Genomic DNA, 13,103 nt, shown 5'->3' with positions numbered 1-13,103 from the left:
GTCCATTCGCGAAAGGGACTGTCATGACCCACAGCATCGAACGCAAAACCGTTGTGGTGATCGGCCACGGCATGGTCGGACACCGCTTCGTGGAGGCGCTGCGCTCCCGTGACGAGGCCGGAACCTGGCAGGTCATCGTCCTCAGCGAGGAGAAGCTGGCCGCCTACGACCGCGTCGGCCTGTCGTCCTACGTCGGCATCTGGGAGGCGTCCGCGCTGGCGCTGCCCGGCAACGACTACGAGGGCGACACCCTGGTCGACGTCCGGCTCGGCGTGAAGGCCGACGCCATCGACCGCATCGCCCGCAAGGTCACCACCTCCACCGGTGAGGTGATCGGTTACGACGCACTGGTTCTCGCGACCGGCTCCTACGCCTTCGTGCCGCCGGTGCCGGGCCACGACGCCGAGGGCTGCTTCGTCTACCGCACGCTCGAGGACCTGGACGGCATCCGGGCCGCGGCCGAGGCGGCCGGTCCGGGCGCGGTCGGCATCGTGGTCGGTGGCGGTCTGCTCGGTCTGGAGGCGGCCAACGCGCTGCGCCTGCTGGGCATGACCCCGCACGTGGTCGAGTTCAACAAGTGGCTGATGCCGGCCCAGATCGACGAGGGCGGCGGCGCCATCCTCGAGAAGCTGGTGACCGAGCTGGGTCTGGCCGTGCACACCGGCGTCGGCACCTCCTCGATCGAGACCGTCGAGGGCGCGCCGGTCGCCGAGCGGCTGTCGGTCAAGTTCTCCGACGAGAGCGAATTGCGCGCCGCGGTCGTGGTTTTCGCGGCCGGTGTGCGTCCCCGTGACGAAATCGCCCGTACCTCCGGGCTGGACGTCGGCGAGCGGGGCGGTGTCCTGACCGACCTGGGCCTGCGCACCTCGGACCCCAACATCTACGCGATCGGTGAGGTCGCCGCGGTGGAGGGCGTCTGCTACGGCCTGGTCGCCCCCGGCTACAACACCGCCGAGGTGGTCGCCGACCGCCTGCTCGGCGGCGCGGGCGAGTTCCCGGGCGCGGACCTGTCCACCAAGCTGAAGCTGCTGGGTGTGGACGTGGCCTCCTTCGGTGACGCGCACGCCCGGACCGAGGGCGCGCTGTCGGTGGTGCTGCACGACGCGGCCAAGGGCACCTACGCCAAGCTGGTCGTCTCCGATGACGCCCAGACCCTGCTCGGTGGTGTGCTGGTCGGTGACGCCACCCAGTACTCGGCGCTGCGCCCGCTGGTCGGCCGCCCGCTGCCGGCCGATCCGGCCGCGCTGATCTCCCCGGCGGGTGCGGAACTGGGCGCGGACGCGCTGCCCGACGACGCCCAGATCTGCTCCTGCAACAACGTGTCCAAGGGCTCGATCTGCGGCGCCATCGCCGACGGCGCCTGCGACGTGCCGGCCATCAAGAGCTGCACCAATGCCGGAACCTCCTGCGGCGGTTGCGTTCCCATGCTCAAGAAGCTGCTGGAGCAGTCGGGTGTGGAGGTCTCCAAGTCGCTGTGCGAGCACTTCACGCAGTCGCGCGCGGAGCTGTTCCACATCATCCAGTCGACCGGCATCCGCACCTTCTCGGGTCTGATCGCCAAGTACGGCACCGGAACCGGCTGCGATATCTGCAAGCCGACCGTCGCCTCCATCCTGGCGTCGACCTCGAGCGATCACATCCTCGACGGCGAGCAGGCCTCGCTGCAGGACACCAACGACCACTTCCTGGCCAACCTGCAGAAGAACGGCACCTACTCGGTGGTGCCGCGCATGCCCGGCGGCGAGGTGACCGCCGAGCAGCTCATCACCATCGGCGAGGTGGCCAAGGAGTTCGACCTGTACGTGAAGGTCACCGGTGGTCAGCGCATCGACCTCTTCGGTGCGCGCGTGGAGCAGCTGCCGCTGATCTGGAAGCGCCTGGTGGACGCGGGCATGGAATCCGGCCACGCGTACGGGAAATCGCTGCGCACGGTGAAGTCCTGCGTGGGTTCGACCTGGTGCCGCTACGGCCAGCAGGACTCGGTCGGCATGGCCGTGCTGCTCGAAAAGCGTTACCGCGGTTTGCGTTCCCCGCACAAGCTGAAGCTGGCGGTGTCGGGTTGCGCCCGTGAGTGCGCGGAAGCGCGCGGCAAGGACGTCGGCGTCATCGCCACCGAGCACGGCTGGAACCTGTACGTGGGCGGCAACGGTGGTCTGACCCCGAAGCACGCGGTGCTGCTGGCCGGCGAGCTCGACGACGAGACGCTGATCAAGTACATCGACCGCTACCTGATGTTCTACATCCGCACCGCCGACCGGCTGCAGCGCACCGCGCCGTGGCAGGAGGCCCTGGAGGGCGGCATCGACTACCTCAAGCAGGTCGTGTGCGAGGACAGCCTGGGCATCGCCGCGGATCTGGAAGCGGCCATGGCCAAGCACGTCGAGGGCTACAAGGACGAGTGGGCCGCGGTGCTCGAGGACGAGGGCAAGCTGTCGCGCTTCGTGTCCTTCGTGAACGCGCCGGAGGAGTCGGACCCGACCATCGGTTTCGACGAGACCGGCGAGCGCAAGGTGCCGGTCCTCCTCGGAATCCCGGACATCCCGGTCGATGCGACCCACACCACAGAGACCGCCACGCACGGGAAATGACTGCTTAACCGCGAGGAAACAGGGCGCCGGTACCAATAGGTAGGGCGTTCGGAGGAGAGTACCGATGACCGTGATCGACACACCCGGCACCGCAGTCACGACCGTTTCCGGTTGGACGCAGGCCTGCCGGCAGGACTATCTGATTCCCGGCCGCGGCGTGGCGGTCCTGCTGAAGGGCGGCCGCCAGGCCGCGCTGTTCCTCACCGCCGACGGGACGCTGTTCGCCGTCGGCAATATCGATCCCTTCGGGCGCGCGGCGGTCATGTCGCGCGGTCTGGTGGGCGACCGCGGCGGCGTGCCGGTGGTGGCGTCGCCGCTGCTCAAGCAGGCATTCTCGCTGATCGACGGGCGCTGCCTGGACGACGATTCCATTTCTCTGCCGGTGTACGCGGTCCGCGTCGCGGACGGTGTGGTCTCGGTGTCCAACGACCCCGTCCAATTCATCGGCGGTACGGCATGACCGAGGTTGACAGCGGTACCCCGCTGGCCGGCTTCACGGTCGGTATCACGGCCGCCCGGCGCGCCGAGGAACTCGCCACCCTGCTGGCCCGCAGGGGCGCGAATGTTGTTTCCGCTCCGGCTATCCGGATCATTCCGCTGGCCGACGACACCGAGCTGGAGCGGGTGACGCGGCAGCTGGTCGCGGCCCCGCCGCAGATCACCGTGGCCACCACCGGCATCGGCTTCCGCGGCTGGATGGAGGCCGCGGAGGGCTGGGGCCTGGCCGAGGAGCTGCGCGCCACCCTGGGCTCGACCCGCATGCTGGCCCGCGGCCCCAAGGCCAAGGGCGCCATCCGCGCTGCCGAGCTGCGCGAAGAATGGTCTCCCGCTTCGGAGTCCAGCGCCGAGGTGCTGGATCACCTGCTGGCCCAGGGGGTCGAGGGGGTCCGGATCGCGGTGCAGCTGCACGGCGCCACCACCGAGTGGGAGCCGGTGCCGGACTTCTGCGAGGTATTGCGCTGCGCCGGAGCCGATGTGGTTCCGGTCCCGGTCTACCGGTGGATTCCGCCGGAGGACCGCACTCCCATGGACCGCCTCATCGAGGGCATCGTCACCGCCGGACTGGATTGCGTGACCTTCACCAGTGCTCCGGCCGTGGCGTCACTTCTCATGCGCGCCAAGGAGACCGGGCTGCTGGAGGCCGTCCTGCACGCCTTCCGAACCCGGGTGCTGCCGGCCTGCGTCGGCCCCATCACGGCCGCGCCGCTGGAGGAACTGGGCGTCACGACGTCCATGCCCGGCCGCGCCCGTCTGGGCGCGCTGGCCCGCCACGTCGCCGAGGAACTTCCCCGGCGCGCCAACCGGATTCAGGCCGCCGGGCACCTGCTCAGCGTCCGCGGCGGTTGTGTCGTCGTGGACGGTCAGGTGCGCCAGCTGGCCCCCGCGCCCATGGCGCTCATGCGTTCCCTGGCCCGCCAGCCGGGCCGGGTCGTCTCCCGTGAGGACCTGCTCGCCGCCCTGCCCGGTGGCGGCGACGACACCCACGCCGTGGAGACCGCCATCGCCCGTCTCCGCGCGGGCCTCGGCACCCCCAAGGCCATCCAGACCGTCGTCAAGCGCGGCTACCGGCTGGCCCTCGACCCCGCCGAGTGCACCGACAACCCGCACCCGGAGGGTCCGAATCCGGCTGCGCGTCAGTCGGTTCCGGCGCACACCCAGGGTCTGGGCGCGCGCCGCGACCTGCCGCCGCGCATCCCTGGTACCCGCGCGCCGCACGCGGAGGTCCCGCCGCCGGCGGCCCGCCGCCCGATCGCCCCGGTGAACGGGACCGCCCGCCCGGTGGGCTTCCCGGCGCAGTCCGTCTCCGCCGCCCGCCCCGCGGTGGCCGCGCGCCCCGGTCGTCCGGCCGGGAGTGCGTGGTGAGCGCGCCGGCGCTGGTGCTCGTCGCGCACGGCACCCGGAGCGCCCGGGGCGTGGAGATGATCGCCGAACTGGCGGGAGCTGTTGCGCGTGAGCTGGGTGCGTCGGCGCTCGCGCACGGTGTCCGCGGCGGGATCGCCGAGATAGGTGCCGGTGCCGATTTCGGGGCCGCATCGGCATCGTTGCGTGAGATCGCGATCGCGGATACGCCGCGGGTGCGCACCGCGTTCGTGGATGTGCTGGGACCCTCCCCGGCCGAGGTGTTGCGGGATCTGGATCCGGTTCCCGCCGTGGTGGTTCCGGCCTTCCTGGCCTCGGGCTACCACGTGTATCAGGACGTGCCGCGAGAGGTGGCCGCGAGTGCTCATGGTGCGGTCGCGGTCACCCAGGCGATGGGTCCGGACCCGGCGCTGGCCGAGGTGATGCACCTGCGGCTGCGTGCGGCGGGCTGGCGGCCGGGGGACGCGGTGGTGTTCGCCGCCGCGGGTTCCTCGGACGCGCGAGCGCGCCGGGATGTGCAGCGCGCGGCGCGCCTGCTCTCGGAACGCGTCGGCACGACCGCCCACCTGGCCTATATCGCGACCGGCGAGCCCAAGGTGCCGGAAGTGGTTGCGGCGGTGCGGGCTTCGGGCGCGCGCCGGGTCTTCGTGGCCTCCTATCTGCTCGCCCACGGGCTGTTCCACCAGCGTCTGCACGAGGCGGGTGCGGACGGTGTCGCCGAGCCGATCGGTGTGCACCCGGCCGTGGTGCGCTTGCTGACCGATCGCTACTTCGCGGCGATGGACTCGTTGACGGCTGTCCGGGTCGCCTGATCGGCACGGTCCGGGCCCGTTCGGATTAGGGGCTCGGCCCCGATCCGTCAGGGGCCCGGCCCGAACCGAATCGCCCAATTCCCCTATAGCTTGGTAATTTTCGATTCGCGTGGCAACCTTTACCGCAATTCGGTAAAAACCCTGGAGGATCCCCACGTGAAGAAGTTTGTCGTCGCCGCTGTGATCGCGGGCGGTATCGCCGGCCCGGCCGCCACCGCCGCCGCCGATTTCCCCACGATCTACGACCCGTGGACGGCGTGCATCCAGTCGGGCCAGACCTATGACCAGTGCCAGGCGCTGGTCAACAACACCCAGCCGACCGATCAGGGCGCGGGTTTCGGCTGGACCGGTTCCGCCGCCTCGCATTCCTAAACAATTAAATTTCACATTCCGGGCCGACGCCGAATTGGCGTCGGCCCGGAATGTCTCCGGCAGTCCGAAGGGGGCGAGACCGATCGGCCCCGCCGCCCTTCGTGTATCCCGCCCTTCGTATATCCCGCTCACCGGTATTCGTCTTCGCCGACGACCCCGCCGACGGTGAGGATGGCCGGATGCCGCCCGAACATCCCGCCCGCCGTGCCGGACTCGCCTCGCAGGCGGCGGTACGCGCCAAGCGCAAGGCCGAGTGGCTCGCCCTCTTCGCGGCGGACGCGCGCGTCGAGGATCCGGTCGGCATCTCCCCGTATGACCCGGTGGGCGAGGGACATTCGGGTCACGAGGCCATTGCGGCCTTCTGGGACAAAGCGATCGAGCCCAGCCGAATCGAATTCGAGTGGGCCGATTCGTTCGCCTGCGGCAATGAAGCGGCCTTCACCGGGACCATTCGCAGCACACGCTCCGAGGTGGCCGTCGAGGTCGATCTCGTCGCCGTCTACCGGGTGAATGCGGACGGTAAAATCCTTGCCCTGCGCGCGTTCTGGGAATTGGACCGCGCCCGCGTCACGTCGATTTCGGAGTAGCTCTCCGGGTGGATCAGCCCTTCGGGGTCTGCAGGGCCGGGAACCAGATATCGGTGAGCACATTCGCGGCTTCCTCGGCCGAGACGTCGATGGTGCCCTGCATGGCCCAGCGGGTGAAGAACCGTTCCAGTTGGGCGACAAGGAGTTCCACGCGCAGGTGGGCTTCGTCCTGGCGGTCGGCGGGCCAGCGGGACAGGTAGGAGCTCATGAGGTTGGGGAGGGCCATGATGCCTTCCTTTGCCACCTCGCGGAATTCGGGTTCCAGGGTGGTGGCCTCGTCCCAGGCGGGGAGCAGGTCCTTGTATTCCTGGAACCAGTCGATGGCGCGCCGCATCCAGGCGGCGAATTCCTCGCGTGAGCCGGTGTCGAGCACGTGGTCGAGGTCCTCGTAGAAGTGCTGGACGCTGGGCAGCGTGCCCTGTTCGGCGATCGCCCGCAGCACATCGGGCTTCCCGGTGAAGTGCAGGTAGAAAGTGGCGCGGCTGCAGCCGACGGCGGCGGCGATGTCGTCGACGCGGACCGGCGCGTACCCCTCCGTGGTGAACAGCTGTTTGGCCGCGTCGATGAGCCTGCTGCGGGTCAGCCGTTTCTGTTCGTCGCGCAGCGAGGTGCGCCGGGGTGCGTCGGAGTGGTCTACGTCGGATCGGGTCACGCTTGAATAATAGACGCAAGTTCACTCACTAGACACACTGTCTAGTGAGTGTTAGCGTGTGTGGCACGTCACGTCCGGCAGGGCTTCATGGCCCGTCGCCGAACCAGGAGAGTGAATTGGCTGCGCAATCTGCACAAAATCGTGAGCTACCCCGGGTCGCCATCATCGGCGCCGGCCCGTCGGGTATCACCGCCGCGAAGCGGCTCGCCGAATACGGCATCCCCTTCGACTGCTACGAAGCCTCCGACGAGGTGGGCGGCAACTGGTACTACCAGAACCCGAACGGGATGTCGGCCTGCTATCAGAGCCTGCACATCGACACCTCGAAGTTCCGGCTGCAGTTCGAGGATTTCCCGGCGCCCGAGGAATGGCCGGACTTCCCGCACCACAGCCAGCTGCACCAGTACTTCAAGGATTACGTCGACCACTTCGACCTCCGCGATCGAATCCTCTTCAACAACAAGGTGACCTCGGCCGAGCGGGGCGCCGACGGCCTGTGGACCCTCACCACCGATCAGGGCCGCGTCGAGATCTACGACGCGCTGATCGTGGCCAACGGTCACCACTGGGATCCGCGCACCCCCGACTACCCGGGTGAGTTCGACGGTGTGCTCATGCACTCGCATGCCTACAACGACCCGTTCGACCCGATCGACATGCGCGGCAAGCGAGTCGTGGTGGTGGGCATGGGCAATTCGGGCCTGGACATCGCCTCGGAGCTGTCGCAGAAGTTCCTCGCCGCGAAGCTGTGGGTGTCGGCCCGTCGCGGCGTGTGGGTGCTGCCCAAGTACGTCGGCGGCAAGGTCGGCGACACGCAGGTGGTGCCGGCGTGGATGCCGCCCAAGGTGGCGCTCAAGCTCAAGCAGCGCTTCGTGGTCAAGAACCGTGGCCGCATGGAGGATTACGGCCTGCCCAAGCCGGATCACCTGCCCTTCGAGGCGCATCCGTCGGCGAGCGAGGAGTTCCTGCACCGGGTCGGTTGCGGCGATATCGATTTCAAGCCGGCCATCACCCGCCTGGACGGCAAGACGGTGCATTTCGCGGACGGCTCGTCCGAAGAGGTGGATGTGGTGGTGTGCGCCACCGGTTATCACATCAGCTTCCCGTTCTTCACCGATCCGGCACTGCGGCCCGATACCGACCACAAGCTGCCGCTGTGGCGTCAGATGCTGAAGCCGGACATCGACAATCTCTTCTATCTCGGCCTGGCCCAGCCGATGCCGACCCTGGTGAACTTCGCCGAGCAGCAGTCCAAGCTGGTCGCGGCGTACCTGTCGGGCAACTACCGCTTCCCGTCGCAGGCGGATATGGCCACCGCGGTGGCGAAGGCGGAGGCCGAACGCGCCGAGCGCTATTACAACTCGCCGCGGCATACCATTCAGATCGACTTCGACATCTACGTCCGCGAGCTGAAGAAGGAACTCACCGACGGTGCGCGCCGGGCCGCCGCGGCGGGCAACACGCTGCCGGTTCGCAGTCGCGCGCTGGTTCGGGCGTAGAGAGGAGCGGTCGGGATGAGCAACGTGGCTGGATTCTGTGCCGACGAATTCGACGCTGTCCGTGCAGCTTTCACCGAACAGGTGGAGTCGGGTGCGGAGCTGGGCGCCTCGGTGTGCGTGACGGTGGACGGCGAACCGGTGGTGGATCTCTGGGGCGGCTACGCCGATCTGGAGAAGACGAAGCGCTGGGCCCCGGACACTCTGGTGAACACCTTCTCCATCACCAAGACCATGGTCGCGCTCAGCGTCCTGCTGCTGGTCGATCGCGGTGAGCTGGACGTGCACCAGAAGGTGGCCCACTATTGGCCGGAGTTCGCGGCCAACGGCAAGGCGGATATCGAAGTGCGGCACCTGCTTTCGCACACGTCGGGCGTCTCCGGTTGGGAGGCTCCGATCATGCTGCCGGACATCTACGACGCGGACGCCGCCTCGGATCGTCTTGCGGCACAGTCGCCCTGGTGGGAGCCGGGCACCGCGTCGGGCTATCACGCCATGAACTACGGCCACCTGCTGGGCGCGGTGATCAAGCGGGTCACCGGCCGGCCGCTGGGCCGGTTCTTCGCCGAGGAGCTGGCGCGGCCGCTGGGGGCTGACTTCCATATCGGCACCGCCGCAGAGGATCTCGACCGGATCGCCGCGCTGGTGCCGCCGGAGCTGCCGGAGTTCGACCAGTCGCTGCTGCCGCAGGACAGCGTCATGTTCAAGACCCTGTTCCAGCCGCTGCTGGACTTCGCCGAATGCGGGACCCCGCAGTGGCAGCAGGCCGAGCTGGGCGGTATGGGCGGCCATGGTAATGCCCGCTCCATCGCCCGCCTGCAGTCGCTGATCAGCAATGGCGGCGAGCTCAGCGGCCGGAAGTACCTGTCGGACAAGACTATCGACCTCATCTTCGAGCAGCAGTCCGACGGCGTAGACCTGGCCATCATGCTGCCGCTGCGCTTCGGCGTCGGCTACGGCCTGCCGCAGCCGCAGACCGCACCGCACGTGCCGGACGGCCGGGTGTGCTGGTGGGCCGGGCTGGGCGGCGCGATGGTGGTCAACGACCTGGACCACCGGGTCACCTTCGCCTACGCGATGAACCGGATGGCGCCCGGCCTGATCGGCTCCGATCGGGCCGACGCGTACCTGAAGGCGACCTTCGACGCGGTCCGGGGCGCGGCATGAGACGCACCGGGCGGGCCACCGTCCCAGAAAATGGTACGGCGGCACCAAAAATTTGCGGTTCACTCCCGCGCCATCGGTCGGCTGGGGCAAGCTGCGAAGGTTGGCGCATCGACACCCGAGGACTTGATTCATGACCAATGCTGTTGATCTGCAGGCGCTGGCCGCGCAGGTGGCCGGGAAGCTGACCGGGCCGGGTGGGCCGTTCGAGATGGCGGTCGAGCCGGTGCTGGGTGTGTCGTTGCCGGTGTTCAAGCATCGTCACGGTTCGCTGCTGGAGTTGCTGGAAGCCTCCCGTGAGCTGGGCGATCTCGAGTATCTGGTGTCGGCGCGGACCCGCTACAGCTTCGCCGAGCACTACGCCGCCGCGGGCGCGCTGGCCGCGGCTTTGGCCGAACGCTATGGCGTGGGCAAGGGTGACCGGATCGGGATTCTGGCCGCGAACGCTCCGGAGTGGGTGTTGACGTTCTGGGCCGCGCAGCGGCTGGGTGCGATCCCGGTCGGCTACAACGCGTGGTGGGTGCCGCGTGAGATCGCCTACGGGTTCGAGCACTCGACCCCGAAGGTCGTGATCGCCGACGCCAAACGGGCTGGGCTGGCCGCGGAGACCGGCACCGACATCCCGGTGCTGACCATGGAAACCGACCTGCCCGCGTTGATCGCGGAATTCGCCGGCGGTAACCCGAGTGTGGAGGTGGGCGAGGACGATCCGGCGATCATCCTCTACACCTCCGGGACCACGGGTCGTCCGAAGGGTGTGGTGCACACCCAGCAGAACATGGTCGCGGTGGCCGACTATCACCGGTTCATGGACGCCCTGGCCGCCGGTTTCCGTGGCCAGGGGTGGGACGGCTCCCCGGCGGGCCGCCGCTATCTGGCGACGATGCCGTTGTTCCATATCGCGAGCCTGCACAACCTGTCGGTCCCGCGTTTGGCCACCGGTGACGCGGTGGTGTTCCCAACCTCGGGTGAGTTCGACGCCGAATCGCTGTTGAGGTTGGTCGAGACGGAGAAGGTCACCAATTGGGCGGCGGTGCCGACGTTGGCCAGTCGCATTCTGGGCGTGGATATCTCGAAGTACGATCTGTCGTCGTTGACGGCGTTCTCGCTCAATTCCGCGCCGTCGTCGCCGGTTCTGGTGCAGCGGCTGCGTGAGCGGTTCCCGGTCGCGTTGCAGGGCCTGACCACCAGTTACGGGTGCACCGAGTCCGGTACGGCCGCGACCGTGGCGACCCCGCCGGAACTGGCCGCCGACAACGAAACCGTGGGCCGGGCCGTGGTCGGTGTCTCGATCGAGGTCCGCGACCCCGACGGCAAGCCCGTGCCCGACGGTGAAGAGGGCGAGATCTGTATCCGCAGCCCGTACGTGATGCTCGGCTACTGGAACAACGAGGACGCCACCAACGCCGCCATCGACGAGAATCGTTGGCTGCGCACCGGCGACTACGGCACCCTGCGCGGTGGCAAGCTCTACATCTGCGGTCGTCGTTCGGATCTGATCCTGCGTGGCGGGGAGAACGTCTACCCGCAGGAGATCGAGAACGTCCTCGACGAGCACCCGCTGGTGCGGGAGTCGGCCGTGATCGGTGTCCCGCACGAGGACCTCGGCCAGGAAGTCGCCGCGATCGTGGTGGTCGACGACCCGGAGTCGTTGTCGGAGGACGAGTTGCGTGATCACGTGGCCAAGCAGCTGGCCTACTTCAAGGTGCCCGCCCGCTGGCTGGTCACCGCGGATCCCTTGCCGCGCAATGCCACCGGCAAGGTGCTGCGCCGCGACCTCTCCCTGGGGAAGTGAATTCCTGTGTACGACACCATCATCAAGAACGGACGCTGGTTCGATGGCACCGGCGCACCCTCGGCCATCCGTAATCTCGGCATCCGGGACGGCCGGGTGGCGACCGTGTCGGCCGCGCCGCTGGACGAAACCGGGTGCGGCCGGGTGATCGACGCGACCGGCCGCTGGGTCATGCCGGGCATGATCGATATCCATACCCACTACGACGTGGAGGTGCTGCTGGATCCGACGCTGTCGGAGTCGCTGCGGCACGGCGTCACCACGCTGCTGCTCGGGTCGTGCTCGCTGTCCACCGTGCATGTCGGCGGTTCGGACGCGGGTGACCTGTTCGGCCGCGTGGAGGCGATTCCGCGCAAGCACGTGGTCGAGGCGGTGGACGCGCTGAAGACCTGGAACAGCGCGCACGGCTATGTGGCGGCGCTGGAGTCGCTGCCGCTGGGCCCGAATGTGGCCGCCTTCATCGGGCATTCCGATATCCGGGCGTCGCAGCTGGGTTTGCAGCGGGCCACCGACCCGGATGTGAAGCCGACCGAGTCGGAGCTGACGGCCATGGAGCACAAGCTGATCGAGGCGCTGGACGCCGGTTTCGTCGGCATGTCCTCGCAGCAGCTGTTGTTCGACAAGCTGGACGGTGAGGTGTGCCGGTCGCGGACACTGCCCTCCACCTATGCCACCACCACGGAGCGGCGGCGACTGAATCGCATTCTGCGCGACCGCAAGCGGGCGCTGCAGGGCGGTCCCGACGTGGCCAAGCCGCAGAGCCTGGTCGGCATGGCGGCGAGCAGCCTGGGCTTCTTCCGGCCGAAGCTGAAGGTGAGCCTGCTCTCGGCCGCCGATATCAAGGCGATTCCCGGTGTCGTGAAGGTCTTCCCGCTGCTGGGCAAGATCATCAACCGGCTCGGCGGCGACTTCCGCTGGCAGCATCTGCCGGTGCCGTTCGAGGTGTACTCCGACGGCATCGACCTCCCGGTCTTCGAGGAGTTCGGCTCCGGTGCGGCGGCTCTGCACCTGTCGAACCAGCTGGAGGAGCGGCGGGCGCTGCTGGCGGACGAGAACTATCGCCGCTGGTTCCGCAAGGACTACGACAAGAAGTGGGGCCCGCGGGTCTGGCATCGGGACTTCTTCGACGCCGAGATCACCGAGTGCCCGGACGAGAGCGTCATCGGCAAGACCTTCGGTCAGGTCGGCGTGGATCGCGGCGGCGTGCACCCGGTGGACGCCTTCCTCGATCTGGTGGTGGAGTACGGGCCGAAGGTGCGCTGGCGCACCACCATCTCCAATCACCGTCCCGAGGTGCTGGATATCCTGGCCGCGGATCCCAGCGTGCAACTGGGCTTCTCGGACGCCGGCGCGCATCTGCGGAACATGGCCTTCTACAACTTCGGGCTGCGGCTGCTGAAGCGCGTGCACAAGGCACAGCAGGCGGGCCGGCCCTTCATGACGGTCGAGCACGCCGTGCACCGGGTCTCCGGTGAGCTGGCGGACTGGTACGACCTGGACGCCGGGCACCTGCGAGAGGGCGACCGGGCCGATGTGCTGATCATCGACCCGGCGCGCTTGGACGACAGCCTGGAAGCCTATGCCGAGAACCCGATCCCGGAGTTCGACAATCTCTCCCGCATGGTCAACCGCAATGACGAGACTGTCACCGCGGTGCTCGTGAACGGCGAGTTCGTCTTCGGGCTGGGGGAGAAGGCCGAGACCCTGGGCCGGGAACGCACCGGCGAATTCCTGCGCGCGGGCCGTCACTGAACGCGCCGGCCACCTTCGACATCCT

Annotated in this window: 10 protein-coding genes and 1 pseudogene; 10 read left to right on the top strand and 1 reads right to left on the bottom strand. The window is 68.4% G+C overall.

Annotated features, from left to right (window positions below):
- The first annotated feature begins 23 nt into the window (after positions 1 to 23).
- From nirB to ACQP1O_RS35470, 6 genes and pseudogenes are all read left to right on the top strand, one after another.
- Positions 24 to 2,588 (top strand): nitrite reductase large subunit NirB, encoded by a 2,565-nt coding sequence (nirB, locus tag ACQP1O_RS35495; protein ID WP_433562718.1) that lies wholly within the window; start codon positions 24 to 26, stop codon positions 2,586 to 2,588.
- A gap of 64 nt (positions 2,589 to 2,652) precedes the next feature.
- Positions 2,653 to 3,048 carry a nitrite reductase small subunit NirD gene (nirD, locus tag ACQP1O_RS35490; protein WP_433562717.1) on the top strand — a complete coding sequence of 132 codons (396 nt, stop codon included), beginning with the start codon at positions 2,653 to 2,655 and terminating at the stop codon, positions 3,046 to 3,048.
- Positions 3,045 to 4,190 (top strand): annotated as a pseudogene (locus tag ACQP1O_RS35485) (uroporphyrinogen-III synthase); the annotation flags it as partial. The gene nirD and the pseudogene ACQP1O_RS35485, both read left to right, overlap by 4 nt.
- Positions 4,191 to 4,447: 257 nt before the next feature.
- A complete protein-coding gene (locus ACQP1O_RS35480; RefSeq protein WP_433562716.1) occupies positions 4,448 to 5,260 on the top strand; it encodes a sirohydrochlorin chelatase in 813 nt (270 codons plus the stop codon).
- A 156-nt stretch (positions 5,261 to 5,416) separates the two neighbouring features.
- Positions 5,417 to 5,632 (top strand): hypothetical protein, encoded by a 216-nt coding sequence (locus tag ACQP1O_RS35475; protein WP_357002179.1) that lies wholly within the window; start codon positions 5,417 to 5,419, stop codon positions 5,630 to 5,632.
- A gap of 179 nt (positions 5,633 to 5,811) precedes the next feature.
- Positions 5,812 to 6,219, top strand: coding sequence for a nuclear transport factor 2 family protein (locus ACQP1O_RS35470; RefSeq protein ID WP_433562715.1), 408 nt, complete (start codon positions 5,812 to 5,814; stop codon positions 6,217 to 6,219).
- A 13-nt stretch (positions 6,220 to 6,232) separates the two neighbouring features.
- Here the strand turns inward: ACQP1O_RS35470 and ACQP1O_RS35465 are convergent, their stop codons facing one another.
- The gene (locus ACQP1O_RS35465) at positions 6,233 to 6,871 is read right to left on the bottom strand and encodes a TetR/AcrR family transcriptional regulator (RefSeq protein WP_433562714.1); all 639 of its coding nucleotides are present in this window, start codon (positions 6,869 to 6,871) and stop codon (positions 6,233 to 6,235) included.
- A gap of 116 nt (positions 6,872 to 6,987) precedes the next feature.
- On the opposite strand from ACQP1O_RS35465, the gene ACQP1O_RS35460 reads away from it, so the two are divergent.
- The 4 genes from ACQP1O_RS35460 (at position 6,988) to ACQP1O_RS35445 (ending at position 13,078) form a co-directional block, all read left to right on the top strand.
- Positions 6,988 to 8,370 carry a flavin-containing monooxygenase gene (locus tag ACQP1O_RS35460; RefSeq protein ID WP_433562713.1) on the top strand — a complete coding sequence of 461 codons (1,383 nt, stop codon included), beginning with the start codon at positions 6,988 to 6,990 and terminating at the stop codon, positions 8,368 to 8,370.
- A 15-nt stretch (positions 8,371 to 8,385) separates the two neighbouring features.
- Positions 8,386 to 9,534: a serine hydrolase domain-containing protein gene (locus ACQP1O_RS35455; protein ID WP_433562712.1), complete on the top strand. Its 1,149-nt coding sequence runs from the start codon at positions 8,386 to 8,388 to the stop codon at positions 9,532 to 9,534.
- Between the two features lie 130 nt (positions 9,535 to 9,664).
- Positions 9,665 to 11,326: a class I adenylate-forming enzyme family protein gene (locus ACQP1O_RS35450; RefSeq protein ID WP_433562711.1), complete on the top strand. Its 1,662-nt coding sequence runs from the start codon at positions 9,665 to 9,667 to the stop codon at positions 11,324 to 11,326.
- Positions 11,327 to 11,332: 6 nt separating this feature from the next.
- Positions 11,333 to 13,078: an N-acyl-D-amino-acid deacylase family protein gene (locus ACQP1O_RS35445; RefSeq protein ID WP_433562710.1), complete on the top strand. Its 1,746-nt coding sequence runs from the start codon at positions 11,333 to 11,335 to the stop codon at positions 13,076 to 13,078.
- Positions 13,079 to 13,103 lie beyond the last annotated feature (25 nt).

The sequence above is a fragment of the Nocardia sp. CA-151230 genome (genome assembly GCF_050942175.1).
In the GTDB taxonomy this organism is placed as follows: Bacteria; Actinomycetota; Actinomycetes; order Mycobacteriales; family Mycobacteriaceae; genus Nocardia.
Note: the sequence above shows the minus strand (reverse complement) of the source record. Positions and strands in the feature narration are given on the sequence as shown.

What these genes read in the sequence shown, in the direction of transcription:
- nirB (WP_433562718.1), top strand. Translation starts at nt 24, where the DNA reads ATGACCCACAGCATCGAACGCAAAACCGTTGTGGTGATCGGCCACGGC.
- nirD (WP_433562717.1), top strand. Translation starts at nt 2,653, where the DNA reads ATGACCGTGATCGACACACCCGGCACCGCAGTCACGACCGTTTCCGGT.
- ACQP1O_RS35470 (WP_433562715.1), top strand. Translation starts at nt 5,812, where the DNA reads ATGCCGCCCGAACATCCCGCCCGCCGTGCCGGACTCGCCTCGCAGGCG.
- ACQP1O_RS35455 (WP_433562712.1), top strand. Translation starts at nt 8,386, where the DNA reads ATGAGCAACGTGGCTGGATTCTGTGCCGACGAATTCGACGCTGTCCGT.
- ACQP1O_RS35450 (WP_433562711.1), top strand. Translation starts at nt 9,665, where the DNA reads ATGACCAATGCTGTTGATCTGCAGGCGCTGGCCGCGCAGGTGGCCGGG.